This window comes from Seinonella peptonophila (assembly GCF_900129355.1).
GTDB lineage: Bacteria > Bacillota > Bacilli > Thermoactinomycetales > Thermoactinomycetaceae > Seinonella > Seinonella peptonophila.
In genome coordinates this window covers 164,785-178,490 of sequence record NZ_FQVL01000007.1, presented here as the reverse complement: position 1 = coordinate 178,490, position 13,706 = coordinate 164,785, and the positions used below count along the sequence as shown (strand labels likewise).

The following is a 13,706-nucleotide window of genomic DNA, read 5'->3' as shown; positions in this document are numbered from 1 at the left end:
AAACACCTCTTTAATCGAGAACTTGACCCGATTTTTTGGCATATCGAACTTTCTTCTGTTCACCATTTTTACCTTCGACAAACTTATAACCGATCCGAGTTGGTTCTTTTGTCTTAGGGTCTTCAATCATTACATTGGAAATATCAATAGGGGCTTCTTTCTCAATGATGCCACCTTGTGGATTGGCTTGGCTTGGACGAGAGTGACGCTTCACCATGTTGCAACCTTCTACGAGCACACGCCGTTGATCTGGATATACTTTAATCACTCGACCTCTGGTGTAGACTTTTTTTCCATCGTTAAAATGGGGAGCTTCTTTCCCTCGAACCACAACCACATTGTCGCCTTTTTTAATATGCAACTTATTTGGACGTTTTGCCACCAATCGCACCTCCGATCTATATACTATTTGTCATCGATCCCTCTTAGCTTAAAGGGATAGAAAAGTGACTAGATGAGTTCATCTGCTAAAGAGGCGATTTTCTTAAATTGACGTTCACGTAGCTCACGAGCAATGGGTCCAAAAATACGTGAACCGCGTGGATCTTTATCTTCTGTGCTTTTGATCACAACTGCCGCATTATCATCGAAACGCACATAGGTACCATCACTGCGACGAACTGGACGCTTTGTACGCACAATCACGCATTTTACAACATCGCCCTTCTTGACAACGCCACCAGGTGTAGCTTGTTTGACTGAACAGACGATAATCTCTCCAACACCAGCGGAAGACCGCTTGGAGCCACCAAGGACACGGATGCACATAACTTCTTTTGCGCCCGAGTTATCGGCGACACGTAGACGGGTCTGTGGTTGAATCATCCTCATTCCCTCCTTTGCTCACTTCTTGCTGTAGGCTCAGGTATTAGATAATAACAGCTTCCTTCACAATCTCTACCAAACGCCAACGCTTATCTTTCGACAATGGGCGAGTCTCCATAATCCGTACAGTATCACCGATTTTGGCTTTGTTTTCTTCATCATGTACTTTGAATTTTTTGGAGTACTTCACTCGTTTTCCATAAAGACGATCTTTTTTATATGTTTCAACTGAAACAACAATGGTTTTATCCATTTTGTCACTGACCACTTTACCAATTCGAACTTTCCGACGTGTATCTCGTTCGCTCAAACTTGTTTCCTCCTTTCCTGATCTAGTTCGCGCTCGCGCAGGATCGTTTTACAACGAGCGATATTGCGACGAACTACCCGCAATTGTGATGGATTTTCCAACGCTCCTGTTGCTGCTTGGAAACGGAGGTTAAATAATTCTTCTTTGTATTGAGCGAGTCTCTGTTCTACCTCGGCGGTGGTCATTCCAATTAGCTCTTCAACGAGTTTTCTAGCTTTCATTTGCTCCACCCGCCTCACGTTTTACAAATTTCGTCTTAATTGGAAGTTTGTTAGCAGCCAAACGCAAAGCTTCACGTGCTACATCTTCCGGTACATCTGCGATTTCAAACATCACTTTTCCAGGCTTTACTACGGCTACCCATTTTTCAGGAGAACCTTTACCGCTACCCATCCGTACCTCTAATGGCTTTTGGGTAACAGGTTTATCAGGGAAAATTTTAATCCAATACTTACCGCCACGCTTCATAAAACGAACCATCGCACGGCGAGCTGCCTCAATCTGACGGTTGGTAATCCAAGATGCTTCCAGAGCCTGCAAACCAAACTCGCCAAAGGCAACCTCAGTACCACCTTTTGCACGACCTCTCATTTTACCACGGTGTGGACGACGATATTTCACTCGTTTGGGCATTAACATGTGTTACTCGCCTCCTTCCGATTCTCCTTTGTTTTTCGTAGGGAGAACCTCACCTCGATAAATCCACACTTTTACACCGATTCGACCATAAGTCGTATGTGCTTCTGCAAACCCATAATCGATATCAGCCCGCAATGTGTGAAGTGGAACGGTTCCCTCACTATATCCTTCCGTACGTGCAATATCTGCGCCACCTAAGCGACCACTTACCTGTGTGCGCACACCTTGCGCTCCTGCACGTAAAGTCCGTTGAATAGACTGTTTCATAGCCCGACGAAATGCAATCCGACGCTCTAGCTGCTGTGCGATATTTTCTGCAACCAATTTCGCATCGAGCTCAGGCTTTTTCACCTCATTGATATTGATATGAACTTGTTTGCCTGTTAACTTGACCAATGCCTGCCGAATCGAATCGACTTCTTGTCCGCCTTTACCGATCACCAGACCTGGCTTTGCTGTGTAAATGCTGATGTTTACTCGATTTGCAGCACGCTCAATCTCTACTCTGGAAAGGGCAGCATCTTTGAGACGCTTTTCCAGGTACTCACGAATTTGAATATCTTCGTGAAGTAAATCAGCGTACTCCTTGCCAGCATACCATTTTGAATCCCAGTCACGAATCACTCCGATCCGCAGACCGATTGGATGTACCTTCTGACCCAACATTCATCCCTCCTTAAAATTTTATGATTGTTCTGTTACAACAACGGTAATATGACTTGTCCGTTTATTGATCCGGCTTGCACGCCCCATTGCACGAGGTTTGAAGCGTTTCATCGTCGGCCCCTCATCGACAAATGCTTTGGCTACAACTAGGCGATTTGAATCCAGATTGTAATTATGCTCTGCATTTGCAACGGCTGAATTCAGCACTTTCTCGATAATTGGCGAGGCAGCACGAGGGGTAAATCGTAGAATCGCTAACGCTTCTTCCACTGACTTACCACGAATCAAATCGATTACTAGACGTGCCTTGCGTGGAGCAATACGAACTGTACGGACCACTGCTTTTGCTTCCATGTGACAGCCTCCTTCCTTGCTTGCCTACTTCCTCTTTGACTTCTTATCGTCCCCGGCATGACCGCGGAACGTCCGAGTGGGCGCGAACTCACCCAATTTATGACCGACCATGTCATCGCTGATATACACTGGAACATGTTTACGTCCATCATAGACAGCAATTGTTAACCCGATCATTTCAGGAATGATCATCGAACGACGGGACCATGTTTTAATGACAACTTTCTTTTCGATGTCTTGGTTTGCCATCACTTTTTTCATCAAGTGATCATCGACAAAAGGTCCTTTTTTCAGGCTACGGCTCATTGATTACCAGCCTCCCTTCTCCATTTGCTCGACTCAGATCATCTCATTACTTCTTCTTATTCTTACGACGACGTACAATATATTTATCGGAAGGCTTGTTCTTCTTCCGAGTCTTATATCCCAAGGTTGGTTTACCCCAAGGAGTAACTGGCGATTTCCGACCAATTGGAGCGCGACCTTCCCCACCACCATGTGGATGATCAGATGGGTTCATCACAGAACCCCGAACCGTTGGGCGTTTACCTAGCCAACGAGAGCGACCCGCTTTTCCGATATTGATCAATTCATGATCCAAGTTTCCTACTTGACCAATCGTAGCACGACAGGTGAGCAGTACCATTCTCATTTCTCCTGAAGTCAGACGAATGATCGCATATTTCTTCTCTTTTCCTAATAGTTGCGCAGAAGTACCTGCTGCACGAACCATCTGTCCACCACGACCTGGTTTCAATTCAATGTTATGAATGGTTGTACCAGCGGGTATATCTTTGAGAGGAAGCGCATTCCCCACTCGGATATCTGCATCTGGCCCAGACATAACCTCCATCCCTACTTTAAGCCCGTGAGGAGCCAAGATGTAACGTTTCTCACCATCTGCATAGTGCAGAAGAGCAATGTTAGCAGAACGGTTTGGGTCATATTCGATCGTAGCAACTTTGCCAGGTATGCCATCTTTATTACGCTTAAAATCAATGACACGATACTTACGCTTATGTCCACCGCCTTGGTGTCTCATCGTCAGACGCCCTTGGTTATTGCGACCCGCCTTACGCACAAGCGGTGCTAAAAGGGATTTTTCCGGTTTATCGGTTGTGATTTCTTCAAAAGTAGAAGAAGTCATATGACGGCGAGACGGTGTCGTCGGTTTATAACTTTTGATTCCCATGTCGATTTCCCTCCTTTGCTGAGATTAAGCTTCAAAAATTTCAATCGGTTTACTTTCTTCAGTCAGTGTAATGATTGCTTTCTTTTTCTCTGGTCTTCTGCCTGAATAACGACCATAACGCTTGATTTTCCCCGGTGTACGCATGGTCCGAACATTCTTCACTTGAACACCAAAGATCGATTCAATTGCTTGGCGAATTTCAACTTTATTCGCGCGGACATCGACTTCAAAGGTATATTTCCCTTGTTCCATTTGGTCGGTCGAATTTTCCGTTACAACTGGACGACGGATAATATCTCGTGGGTCTTTCACTGACCAAACACCTCCTCTACCTTGGCAACTGCGCCGCGGGTGATGATCAGTTTATCATGATGCAACACATCGAGCACATTGATTGATTCTGGAGTGATCAACTTGATCCCAGGAATGTTACGAGCTGCACGTTGCTCTTTTTCAGCCACTCCATCTGTAACAATCAAAGTTTTCTTTGCTGCATTCAAGTTTTGTAAAACTTGAACCATCTCTTTTGTTTTCGGTTGGTTCAAATTTAACTCATCAAGCACAACTACTTGCTGTTCACCTACTTTTTCTGATAAAGCAGACTTGATCGCAAGTCGACGCACTTTCTTAGGCAGTTTGTACGCATAACTACGTGGGGTCGGTCCAAAAACAACACCACCCCCAACAAAGATTGGTGAACGGATCGTACCATGACGAGCACGTCCAGTCCCTTTTTGGCGATAAGGCTTTTTCCCACCACCACGTACAGCAGAACGGTTTTTCACTGCATGGGTTCCCCGACGTTGTGAAGCCTGTTGCATCACAACCGCATCATGAAGAACTGCTTGGTTGGGAGTGATACCAAAAATGGCATCTGTAAGCTCAATCTCGCCTACTTCTTGTCCAGTCATATCAACCACTTGTAATTTTGGCATCATCATTTCCTCCTTTCCCTGATATTAGGCATTACTTTTTACAGCCGTGCGAATCACAACATAGCCATTTTTAGCGCCTGGAACAGCACCTTTGATCAAGATAAGATTATTTTCAGCATCAACTTGGACAACTTGTAAGTTTTGCGTGGTTACTTGTTCTCCACCCATCCGTCCAGGAAGCGTTTGTCCTTTAAAGACACGGTTTGGAGCAATCGGACCGAGTGAACCAGGGCCACGATGATAATGGGAACCGTGACTCATAGGACCACGGCGCTGATTATGCCGTTTGATTGCACCAGCAAAACCCTTTCCTTTCGATGTGCCAGTCACGTCGACTTGTTCACCTGCTTGGAAAAGGTCGGCTTTAATCTCTGATCCTAACTCATATGATTCTAGATCAACTCCACGAATCTCGCGAATAAACTTTTGAGGCTTGGCACCTGCTTTCTCCGCATGTCCTTTTGCTGGACGAGTCGCACCAGTCGACTTCTTGGTCAATTTCTCACGACGCTCTTCAAAACCGAGCTGAATCGCTTCATAGCCATCTGATTGTACTTGTTTCTTTTGTAGAACAACACAAGGTCCTGCTTGAATCACAGTCACAGGCACTACATTGCCATCTTCAGCAAAAATCTGTGTCATCCCAATCTTCTTACCTAGAATCCCTTTCATCATTTACACCTCCTACCATGTGAGAATTTCGTATCTATAACTTAATTTCGATATCAACGCCAGAAGGCAAATCTAAGCGCATTAAAGCATCGACTGTCTGTTGTGATGGATTCACAATATCGATGAGACGCTTATGTGTACGCATTTCAAACTGTTCACGTGAATCTTTATACTTATGAACAGCGCGCAGTACTGTGTAGACCGTCTTCTCTGTAGGAAGCGGTACAGGTCCTGCTACCTTTGCACCTGTACGATTGACTGTGTCAACAATCTTTTTAGCAGATTGATCCAATACACGATGATCGTAGGCTTTTAAACGAATGCGAATCTTTTGTTTTGCCATATCGTAACCTCCTTCGCCCATTTTAGCAATGAACTTCTCCATGGAAATTCCCCGTCCCACCCCATGGCAAAGGGGCCGGGTGTGTCGGCAACCTTCCACTTCATCGCTGCTTAGAAACCAACATTTGCTATTATAAAAAAAAAATCTCCATGATGCAAGCAATTTCTGCAATAGGATGTTTTCCATCGCTATTTTTTGGGTAAGAAACATCATCTACATGGCTATGAAAGATAACGTCTTTACAGCTTTTAGCAAAGATAGTAGTGGCTCCACAATTTCTACTCTTTCGACCAAATATTTCATTCATCTTCTTGTAAACTTAAATGGATCACCTTTCATTTCAAGAATGGCAACAAGGAGGTTTAGCAATGTATGAAAAGGCACTCCAAATTGCTCTGCAAATTACACCTGGGATGTCGATTAACTCGATTGTCGAAATTACAGACCTATATATCGAATCAAGTTGGGAAGAAGTTTTTCATGCGAAGTATGATGAATTAACAGCAGTTTACCAACGGATGGGCAATCTGGCTTATGGAACTTATCTATCCTATCTAATGGGGCCTATCTTTGGACGATTGCATGAATGTTGTTACCAGTTTCCTGGCACCTTTACCCTTGATGATTCTCAAGAATGGGGCTCATCCACATACCGAAATCGTATGTACTGGCGATTGATCCGCTTTATAGATAAACCAATTGGTGGACTGATTGTAGAGCTTTTCCAGAATCATACAAAGCTATCACTTCCGACAAGACCTCGTGCGCATATGTCCGATGCAATCGACCTGCAAGGAGTGGTAAAAAGAGCTCAATCTATTCATAATGCACGCAATCGTCGCTTTACCGAAGACCTCTATTTTCATCCAAAGCCAAAAGATTCATCTAAAACAGACTGCTAAAAAGCGCCATAAGATTTACCGCTTTATCCTACACTACGACCAGATCACGTGACTTTGTCTACAAGCTGAGAGTCTGCCTCTTTTCCTAGCCGAAATCGATCTCTTTTTTTATATGCCAAGCGGATGAGGATCATCCACGAATCGCTTTAATATTCAAACAGCTCCCTTGACAGGTTGCTGTATCCATTCTAAAATAAGAGTGGACGGAATCGCCGCCGTGAGGCGAACGATCTCCGTCGGGTCAAACTAAAAAATCCTTAACCCTACATGAAGGCCGACCAAAGCTCTACCATGTGGGTAAGGAGTGTGGTCACAGTCGCCTTAATTGCTGAGGCGGCTGTTCCCAATTGATCTTGAGTCAAGTACTCGAGCAGTTTTAAGAACAATCCATTAAAGATGACAAATCCCGGCCATGTGTTCACCAAGTTTTTGGCGTGCCATGGCTTTCCTTTTGCCTCTAATAATAAGGCGAGGATCTGATCATCCAGTTCCTTCAGCGCTTTGAGCTGCTGCTGGATGGACTGATCGGAGTCTGCTAACTCCTGTTGCATCTGCATTACTTGTTCCATCGAACAAGTCAACTGATCCAAGCGATGGTGCAGTGAGGATTGCGACTTGCGGATTTCCCGTACTTCTGCCATCAACATTTGATCGGATTGCACCGATAATCGTTGATTGCTTTGAAGTCGGAGCATCTGTTGTCGCATCCAGTTCGCTTGTTGCATGAGAAGCCTCACCAGTTGGTGATTGGTGCGCTTTAACTCAGCAACTTCTTGTCTCAACTGTTGCTCAGATTGCTCCTTCTGATGCAACCTGTTACTGATTTGCTCCAGTTGCAGAGACATTTGCTGCTGGATTGTATTCCCCGTCTGTACCTCTTGAAGCAGTTGTTGCAGCATCTCCATTTGCGCCGGAGAAGGCGTTTGCTCAAGATTTTCCTTAGACGACTGAATGGTATCTTCCGATGCAAGAGGATCAGATTGCTCCGTTCGACTCGATTGCAAAGGGGACACCTGTTTTGAAAATGGATCATGTTTCATAACATTTCGCTTCCTTTCGAGAATAAAATTCCCGACGGGAAACGATCAGCCGCCCACACGGTATGCGATTGTTTGGCTTTTTGGCCTCCGTCCACTAATCAAGTACCTGCGAACTGCAAGCATGAGAAAATTCCTTCCGTGAAGGTCAGGCAACGCACCTCACTCTTTATCTACGGTGATTGCGTGTTGCACACACCAACTAGGCTACCAAGAAGGTAGATTACTAGAAGGAGAATGAATGCAGGACTTCTCTAAATTATACAATATTTCTAATTCTGTTAACAATAAAACCCGGCCATCTCTCCTGTCTATTAATTCCCCATATTCATAAAAATGTAGCGAAAATAGACTTCAATTGACCGCTTATATGGAGCAGGCTAAGATAAAGATAGAAACATTGAGTCATCCTTCCTTCCAAAAACGGGAAGTCCCGTGCAAGGGAGCTTCGACTCAGCCTGCCGTCGAATCCACAGGAGTGGACCAACCCGAAGGAGCACCATGGAAAGCATCCTCTTCCTCTTCGTCGTGGCGATTGCTGGCTTCGTCATCTACATGGTGGTTAAATTCCTCTCCAACTTGGAGAACCTCGACACCATCATTGCCTCAATCGCTGCGGCTGCTGCATTGGTCGTGGTTGCTTGGAAGAGCTACGAAGCAGAGGTGGAGCTGGAAATGCTGATCATCATGCCGCTACTTGCTGGCGGTCTTGTCTACTACGCGGTCCAACGCAAGTTCAAGCAGAAATAACCTCCTGCTGCGCCATTCCTGGTGCAATCAATCCTCAATCAGGAGAGCCTGACCTTGTAGGGTCAGGCTCTTTTGGATGAGATCTTCAACGCTTTATGATTTCCTTTGAAAGCAGTACTTCAAAAAGCTGACTATACACGGGCTGATGAAATGGAACATATCCCGTTTGGAATGATCTTAATTGATGAAAAAAATGATCCCTCGTAATGATGTGTTAGTTTACTTGAAGGATTTATACAAGAAGCACTTGAATGCACAGAAACCATTATTTTGGCAACATCAATATAAACGATAATCATGATGCGATTAGAATATAGTAAGAATATTGCGAATTTTATTTTCACCTCTCTGCCCTCTATCCAGTTTTTGGCTGGATGGAGCAGAGACAGGCGACTCAGATGAAACGGGTTTCCCGATTGATCTTCTCCACGGTGCCCTTGTCGGTGGTGATCTGATTGATGAATTCGATCCTCACCTGCTTCTTGCCCGGCTGGTCGTCAATGGGATGCTGGACAATGAGCTTGATCTCGGTCGTCGTGATCCTGTGCTTGAACATGCAGCAGACCTGTCTGAAGGTGATGCGGACGATCGGTCCACTGATCCACAGATCGGTTGACTTCTGCTGACCGAACGACCCGACCAACTCCTGGTTGACGTACACGTCGAGGCTTCGGCCTCGATGGGTTCGGACCTTCGGCCTCAGTTCCATCGCCAGACCGATGATCTCGTCGAACAGGTCGGATCCGGTGCCGAAGGTCAAGCCGAACTTGTCCTCCAACTCTGGAAAACGAGACTCTTCCGTCTTCCCGCTGAAGTCGCCGCCTTCGAAATCGGCGAACGCCTTGCCCCAGAGCTCGTCCTTGTCGAAGGTGAAGAGGTGCTCGTTGTCCCGGAGGATCTTACTGAGGAACGGGTACACGTCCCACGACTTGTCGATGGGGAACAGTCGGTCATCCAGGTACTTGTTCAAGTGCTTCCCCACGTAGTACGGTTCGTCCCATGTCTCGCGGACAGACGACGGATCCTGATGGCCGTACCCCCTGATGAACATATCCACGGTGGGCCGGCTGTCGAGTAGCTGCCGTAGCACCCGCAACTTGCCTTCGACGTTCCGGTGCTTGCGGCTGAGCTCCCCCAGGCCGGGCAGCTCGCAGATCGTCAGAAGATTCCAGAATTTGTCCCTGTCGTTCTCGAGCTTGCGGCTGAGCTGCTCCAGCTCGGGCCCCTCGAGGCGCTGCAACTTCATCTCGACTTCCCGAAGTTCGTTGAGGAGTTCCTCGACGGTGGACAGGATGGCGCCCATCTGCTCCTCCAGGTTGTCCTTGTCGTTCTGGAGCTTAACGATGCGCTGCTGGAGGTAACCGCTGAGGATCGACTTCCACCTCGGGTTCTCGTTGTGACCCATGGGGGTCTCCCTTCTGATCTATATGAACCGGTTTTCTATGCCTCCCAAAAGGCTCCATCGTTGGTGGCATCCGAAAGGATTCCACTTAGAGCTCCTAGGGAGACAACGATCGAAAGATCCTTCCGCAGTCTCCCTATGGAGAAATGGTTTAGCGGAAAAATCGTTCATATTTATATTAAATCAAACCTATAAATATTCGTCAAATTACGACTTCTCTATTAAAATGTCATCCAATCGTGTGAACAGCAATTTCTCTTTCTTCTACTCAAAACTCTTATTACACATTGAGACCACCAAGCGATGATGGTCTCTTTTATCTATGTCATAAGGATTCATCTAGATGATCAGGAGGTTTCAACCGTTCATCTAGCATTTCCTCTACCTTTTTTAAAATTGTTTGTTCTATGACCAGTTTCTTAATCTGCTCTTGAATGCCTTCTAGAACTTCTAATAATTCATCAACTTGATGTTTGTTTTCAGCGATAAAAATAAGTCCCTCACCGCTTGAATAAGAGACATTAAATGAACACTCTCGACGTACTTTTACTAGGCATCCATCGACGTCAAAGTTCCTCACCTTATCTGGCCCCTGATTCTCTTCCTCTACAATTCTGGAATGATCCATAAAATCCCCTTTCAACTTTTGATAAAAGCACAGACTCAATTGACGAAACGGCTTTTCAAATAAGATCATCCATACATATTTCGAGAAATTGATAGAAACAAGCCCCTCCCAGACAATCATGTAAGTGGTTACAATCATTCTATTCCCTTCTCAAACTTGAAAATAACCTCTTTATACAAACGCTAAAACATCATGATTTCAAGTGTTTGTTTAATCAGACAGAAGAAAAACGCTAACGAGTGAGTGAAGCGGTGAGCAACAAAACTCCATCTCGGGCGCTATGATACAAACTATAAAATATTTAAGTTTAAATAGCTGTTTATGGGCAGTATAAGCTTAATCTCTCTTGTAAATCTTTTAAGACTTCTTTTGGCACTTCTCGAAACTTCATATCCTTACCCAGAAAAAGAAGCCAATCTGTTATCTCAATCAATTCTTCGGGCATATGAACATTGATAAATGTTTTTAGAATGGCTGTAGTTTGGAAAGGATTTGTATAAGAAATGGAGACTTTAAAAGGATGGTACTTTCTGAATTGGGCAATCGCTTTTGGACCAAGTTCAAGGACAAGATTGACTTCCTCATCCTGTTTACTTAGTTTTTCTAAAACCTTTTTCTTACTTAATCTTTTTTTCGTTGGATAGGGTTTCACATCAATCAAATGATCAACAGGAAAGATTCCCCTCTTCTCTTCCTTTAAGTCAAATCCTTCAATCAGCCAAAAGCTTTTTTCATGATAAAGATGCAAGAGATAGATGGGATAAGACTTTATTGCATGCTCTTCTTTGATCGTGATCAATAAATAACGATCCAAAAGAATGACTTGAATGAGGTTTTCTAACATGGGATGAGGGAGATCTGAAAGTTCAAGTAGATCGGGGTTATGGGGGTTCGTTCCTTCAAAAAGCAAAATTTGATTTAAAAAAACGAGGTCTTCTTGCTGGTTTTCTGAGATAAGTCCCAGTAATTTTTCAGCTAAAGACTGACGACTCTTTAGATAAGGTAATTGTTGATTTCTTGTCGCCATAAAGGCAACAAAAAGGGCTTTGACTTCATGATCGGTAAAGCGAACAACGGGCAGGACAGAGTTATGCATGACAAAATAACCTCCATCCCTTCCAACCTCAGAGACGAGTGGCATCCCCATAGCTTCGATTTCTCTGATATCCCTAATCGCAGTGGAACGAGAGACATGAAATTCACGCATAATTTCAGAAATGGTAAAACGGGATCTATTATTTATATATCGCATCATTGTATTAATCCGCTCTACTTTTTTCATCAGAAACCCCTAAACAGTATCATTTTTTGACATGATTTGTAGTTATCATATACCTAACAAGTGATCAACACAAGTCATTTGATTAATCAAACAGAGGTGGGTAATCAACATGGAAAATTATACGCTAGAAGAAAAAGATAGCTTTACTGTTTTAGGCATTGGAACTGAGCTTACAGATTATACAAGCTTAGCCAAGGACAAGTCAGCGTTTTGGAAGACTGTCAACCAAGATGGAAGACTTGACACTTTAAAATCCATAGCCACAAATGACTACATTTTCGCCGTAAACGAAGCGGTAAATAACAAAATGATGCATTATGCTGGCGTCATGACAGAGGCACCAGAATCAGTATCTGCGTTAGGTGAAACCAGAATAATTCAATTCCCTAAGGGAGAATACCTGGTTGTGAAAGGTGAAGAGAAGACGGTTGATGAATTGAATCAGAAACTTGAAGGGATTGCTTTTGGTCAAGTGTTGCCGGAAGCAGAGAACTTTGCCTACGTCGGTGGACCCAATACAATCGCCATGATGGGGAAGCGAAACGGCTTAGTTTTTGGTGAAATGTGGATTCCTGTTGTTAAAAAATGAAGCTTAAAAGGAGAAAAGGATATGTCCTATATTGTTGATTTTAAAAATGTATCTACAGTTGGTTTAGAATCTTCACCTGTAGCAGAGGCACTTGCTGGACTACGTGCGAATGAAGCCCGTTACTTTATGAGTAAATACAAGCATGAATTTACAGTTGTACCTGCTAGCGAAAGCCAAGAAACTCTTGATTATGTGAATCGTATCTTAAAAGAAGAACGTGATATTGAGTTTGCAGCAAAGCCTTTAGAAACGTCACGTTTTCAAATTGAAAATATCAAATTTGCTTATGTCTTTTATGAGGATGGTCTTGCTATCAACGTCATGTATACAATTGATAATCCTAAAAAGCGAGCAGTTGGTTTTAAGCTCTCTGAGGGAATGGAGATACCACAGGAGTTAGAAGGAAAGTTTAAATTTGCTAGACAAAAGTCTAAACTAGCTGGGACAATTCGAGGTTCGTTTTTTGTAATCAAAGGAGAATACTAAGGCGCATATTCAGAAGTCCAATAAATGGAAGCTATTTTCTCTCTAGGTCAAAATAGCTTCCACTCACAAAAACGCAATAGATGTGATCACTTCTCTACCTTGCTAACCGAGTAAACGGAATAATTAAAATCACTTTATTTCATTGGTCATCAATAGTTACATTATTAAAAATTATATGGATATAAACCCAACACAAAGGAAGGGAATCAAAAATGAAAATAAAAGGAAGAATCATTGCTTATTGGACTGTCACATTATTACTCGCTGTATCAATTATGTTAAGTGGTATTGGTCAACTGTTAAAATTAGGAGGAAATATTGAGTTAGTGAAGAACATAGGTTACCCGCTATACATCATGAACATTCTGGGGATATGGAAAGTGCTAGGGGTCATCGCAATCGTCTTTCCAGGTTTTCCTCGTCTTAAAGAATGGGCTCACGCTGGTATCTTCTTTTTAATGACTGGAGCGGCTTTATCTCATGTATTTGCGAACGATTATGGTGATTACGGCTTTCATATTATCCTCCCACTTTTCTATGCCGCACTCAATATCGCTTCATGGGCGCTAAGACCAGAAAGTCGCATCTTAGGAAGTTTGCTTAATCGAACTACAAAACGTACGCAAAAACAAAGCCTAGTATTCAACGATGCAGTGACTTCAAGTCCAAAATAGGAAATGAAATGAGTTGCTGA

22 protein-coding genes are annotated in these 13,706 nt (G+C 43.7%); 5 read left to right on the top strand and 17 right to left on the bottom strand.

Annotated features, from left to right (window positions below; genetic code table 11):
* Positions 1–10: 10 nt before the first annotated feature.
* The 13 genes from rplX to rpsJ all read right to left on the bottom strand — a co-directional run bounded on the left by rplX (position 11) and on the right by rpsJ (position 5,936).
* Positions 11–361, bottom strand: a complete 351-nt coding sequence (gene rplX / locus BUB71_RS12645; protein WP_073155238.1) for a 50S ribosomal protein L24 — start codon at positions 359–361, stop codon at positions 11–13.
* An 89-nt stretch (positions 362–450) separates the two neighbouring features.
* Positions 451–825, bottom strand: a complete 375-nt coding sequence (rplN, locus tag BUB71_RS12640) for a 50S ribosomal protein L14 (RefSeq protein WP_073155189.1) — start codon at positions 823–825, stop codon at positions 451–453.
* A gap of 43 nt (positions 826–868) precedes the next feature.
* Positions 869–1,135 carry a 30S ribosomal protein S17 gene (rpsQ, locus tag BUB71_RS12635; protein ID WP_073155188.1) on the bottom strand — a complete coding sequence of 89 codons (267 nt, stop codon included), beginning with the start codon at positions 1,133–1,135 and terminating at the stop codon, positions 869–871.
* Entirely contained in the window at positions 1,132–1,356 is a 225-nt protein-coding gene (rpmC, locus tag BUB71_RS12630; RefSeq protein WP_073155187.1) for a 50S ribosomal protein L29, read from the bottom strand. Before rpmC ends, rpsQ begins: the two co-directional genes overlap by 4 nt.
* On the bottom strand, positions 1,346–1,774 hold the full coding sequence (gene rplP / locus BUB71_RS12625; RefSeq protein ID WP_073155186.1) for a 50S ribosomal protein L16: 429 nt from the start codon (positions 1,772–1,774) through the stop codon (positions 1,346–1,348). Before rplP ends, rpmC begins: the two co-directional genes overlap by 11 nt.
* A gap of 3 nt (positions 1,775–1,777) precedes the next feature.
* Positions 1,778–2,437, bottom strand: coding sequence for a 30S ribosomal protein S3 (rpsC, locus tag BUB71_RS12620; protein ID WP_073155237.1), 660 nt, complete (start codon positions 2,435–2,437; stop codon positions 1,778–1,780).
* 21 nt (positions 2,438–2,458) lie between these two features.
* A complete protein-coding gene (rplV, locus tag BUB71_RS12615; protein ID WP_073155185.1) occupies positions 2,459–2,794 on the bottom strand; it encodes a 50S ribosomal protein L22 in 336 nt (111 codons plus the stop codon).
* Between the two features lie 24 nt (positions 2,795–2,818).
* Complete coding sequence (gene rpsS, locus BUB71_RS12610) at positions 2,819–3,100, bottom strand: 30S ribosomal protein S19 (protein WP_073155184.1); 282 nt, start codon at positions 3,098–3,100, stop codon at positions 2,819–2,821.
* Between the two features lie 46 nt (positions 3,101–3,146).
* The gene (gene rplB, locus BUB71_RS12605; RefSeq protein WP_073155183.1) at positions 3,147–3,986 is read right to left on the bottom strand and encodes a 50S ribosomal protein L2; all 840 of its coding nucleotides are present in this window, start codon (positions 3,984–3,986) and stop codon (positions 3,147–3,149) included.
* Between the two features lie 24 nt (positions 3,987–4,010).
* Complete coding sequence (gene rplW, locus BUB71_RS12600) at positions 4,011–4,298, bottom strand: 50S ribosomal protein L23 (RefSeq protein ID WP_073155182.1); 288 nt, start codon at positions 4,296–4,298, stop codon at positions 4,011–4,013.
* The gene (rplD, locus tag BUB71_RS12595; RefSeq protein WP_073155181.1) at positions 4,295–4,921 is read right to left on the bottom strand and encodes a 50S ribosomal protein L4; all 627 of its coding nucleotides are present in this window, start codon (positions 4,919–4,921) and stop codon (positions 4,295–4,297) included. The genes rplW and rplD overlap by 4 nt, the downstream gene beginning before the upstream one ends.
* A 24-nt stretch (positions 4,922–4,945) precedes the next feature.
* Positions 4,946–5,593, bottom strand: coding sequence for a 50S ribosomal protein L3 (gene rplC / locus BUB71_RS12590; RefSeq protein ID WP_073155180.1), 648 nt, complete (start codon positions 5,591–5,593; stop codon positions 4,946–4,948).
* 34 nt (positions 5,594–5,627) lie between these two features.
* Positions 5,628–5,936, bottom strand: coding sequence for a 30S ribosomal protein S10 (rpsJ, locus tag BUB71_RS12585; protein ID WP_139279090.1), 309 nt, complete (start codon positions 5,934–5,936; stop codon positions 5,628–5,630).
* 368 nt (positions 5,937–6,304) lie between these two features.
* Here rpsJ and BUB71_RS12575 point away from each other — a divergent pair, with 368 nt between their 5' ends.
* Positions 6,305–6,838 carry a DUF6022 family protein gene (locus BUB71_RS12575; protein WP_073155178.1) on the top strand — a complete coding sequence of 178 codons (534 nt, stop codon included), beginning with the start codon at positions 6,305–6,307 and terminating at the stop codon, positions 6,836–6,838.
* 263 nt (positions 6,839–7,101) lie between these two features.
* Here BUB71_RS12575 and BUB71_RS12570 read toward each other — a convergent pair whose 3' ends face one another.
* Entirely contained in the window at positions 7,102–7,878 is a 777-nt protein-coding gene (locus BUB71_RS12570) for a hypothetical protein (RefSeq protein ID WP_073155177.1), read from the bottom strand.
* Positions 7,879–8,376: 498 nt separating this feature from the next.
* Here BUB71_RS12570 and BUB71_RS12565 point away from each other — a divergent pair, with 498 nt between their 5' ends.
* Positions 8,377–8,625 carry a hypothetical protein gene (locus BUB71_RS12565; protein WP_073155176.1) on the top strand — a complete coding sequence of 83 codons (249 nt, stop codon included), beginning with the start codon at positions 8,377–8,379 and terminating at the stop codon, positions 8,623–8,625.
* Positions 8,626–9,019: 394 nt separating this feature from the next.
* Here the strand turns inward: BUB71_RS12565 and BUB71_RS19125 are convergent, their stop codons facing one another.
* The 3 genes from BUB71_RS19125 to BUB71_RS12540 all read right to left on the bottom strand — a co-directional run bounded on the left by BUB71_RS19125 (position 9,020) and on the right by BUB71_RS12540 (position 11,937).
* Positions 9,020–10,030, bottom strand: a complete 1,011-nt coding sequence (locus BUB71_RS19125) for a hypothetical protein (RefSeq protein ID WP_139279089.1) — start codon at positions 10,028–10,030, stop codon at positions 9,020–9,022.
* 322 nt (positions 10,031–10,352) lie between these two features.
* Positions 10,353–10,793, bottom strand: a complete 441-nt coding sequence (locus tag BUB71_RS12545; RefSeq protein ID WP_073155172.1) for a hypothetical protein — start codon at positions 10,791–10,793, stop codon at positions 10,353–10,355.
* A gap of 181 nt (positions 10,794–10,974) precedes the next feature.
* Entirely contained in the window at positions 10,975–11,937 is a 963-nt protein-coding gene (locus BUB71_RS12540; RefSeq protein ID WP_073155171.1) for a helix-turn-helix transcriptional regulator, read from the bottom strand.
* A gap of 103 nt (positions 11,938–12,040) precedes the next feature.
* On the opposite strand from BUB71_RS12540, the gene BUB71_RS12535 reads away from it, so the two are divergent.
* From BUB71_RS12535 to BUB71_RS12525, 3 genes are all read left to right on the top strand, one after another.
* Complete coding sequence (locus BUB71_RS12535; RefSeq protein ID WP_073155170.1) at positions 12,041–12,526, top strand: GyrI-like domain-containing protein; 486 nt, start codon at positions 12,041–12,043, stop codon at positions 12,524–12,526.
* Between the two features lie 21 nt (positions 12,527–12,547).
* Positions 12,548–13,012: a phage tail protein gene (locus BUB71_RS12530; protein ID WP_073155169.1), complete on the top strand. Its 465-nt coding sequence runs from the start codon at positions 12,548–12,550 to the stop codon at positions 13,010–13,012.
* 212 nt (positions 13,013–13,224) lie between these two features.
* On the top strand, positions 13,225–13,686 hold the full coding sequence (locus BUB71_RS12525; RefSeq protein WP_084731523.1) for a DoxX family protein: 462 nt from the start codon (positions 13,225–13,227) through the stop codon (positions 13,684–13,686).
* Positions 13,687–13,706 lie beyond the last annotated feature (20 nt).

Excerpts from the sequence above, each read along its gene's own strand:
- rplN (WP_073155189.1), bottom strand. The coding sequence starts at position 825 with ATGATTCAACCACAGACCCGTCTACGTGTCGCCGATAACTCGGGCGCA.
- rpmC (WP_073155187.1), bottom strand. The coding sequence starts at position 1,356 with ATGAAAGCTAGAAAACTCGTTGAAGAGCTAATTGGAATGACCACCGCC.
- rplP (WP_073155186.1), bottom strand. The coding sequence starts at position 1,774 with ATGTTAATGCCCAAACGAGTGAAATATCGTCGTCCACACCGTGGTAAA.
- rplV (WP_073155185.1), bottom strand. The coding sequence starts at position 2,794 with ATGGAAGCAAAAGCAGTGGTCCGTACAGTTCGTATTGCTCCACGCAAG.
- rpsS (WP_073155184.1), bottom strand. The coding sequence starts at position 3,100 with ATGAGCCGTAGCCTGAAAAAAGGACCTTTTGTCGATGATCACTTGATG.
- rplB (WP_073155183.1), bottom strand. The coding sequence starts at position 3,986 with ATGGGAATCAAAAGTTATAAACCGACGACACCGTCTCGCCGTCATATG.
- rplD (WP_073155181.1), bottom strand. The coding sequence starts at position 4,921 with ATGCCAAAATTACAAGTGGTTGATATGACTGGACAAGAAGTAGGCGAG.
- rplC (WP_073155180.1), bottom strand. The coding sequence starts at position 5,593 with ATGAAAGGGATTCTAGGTAAGAAGATTGGGATGACACAGATTTTTGCT.
- rpsJ (WP_139279090.1), bottom strand. The coding sequence starts at position 5,936 with ATGGCAAAACAAAAGATTCGCATTCGTTTAAAAGCCTACGATCATCGT.
- BUB71_RS12575 (WP_073155178.1), top strand. The coding sequence starts at position 6,305 with ATGTATGAAAAGGCACTCCAAATTGCTCTGCAAATTACACCTGGGATG.
- BUB71_RS12570 (WP_073155177.1), bottom strand. The coding sequence starts at position 7,878 with ATGAAACATGATCCATTTTCAAAACAGGTGTCCCCTTTGCAATCGAGT.
- BUB71_RS12565 (WP_073155176.1), top strand. The coding sequence starts at position 8,377 with ATGGAAAGCATCCTCTTCCTCTTCGTCGTGGCGATTGCTGGCTTCGTC.
- BUB71_RS19125 (WP_139279089.1), bottom strand. The coding sequence starts at position 10,030 with ATGGGTCACAACGAGAACCCGAGGTGGAAGTCGATCCTCAGCGGTTAC.
- BUB71_RS12545 (WP_073155172.1), bottom strand. The coding sequence starts at position 10,793 with ATGATTGTAACCACTTACATGATTGTCTGGGAGGGGCTTGTTTCTATC.
- BUB71_RS12540 (WP_073155171.1), bottom strand. The coding sequence starts at position 11,937 with ATGAAAAAAGTAGAGCGGATTAATACAATGATGCGATATATAAATAAT.
- BUB71_RS12530 (WP_073155169.1), top strand. The coding sequence starts at position 12,548 with ATGTCCTATATTGTTGATTTTAAAAATGTATCTACAGTTGGTTTAGAA.
- BUB71_RS12525 (WP_084731523.1), top strand. The coding sequence starts at position 13,225 with ATGAAAATAAAAGGAAGAATCATTGCTTATTGGACTGTCACATTATTA.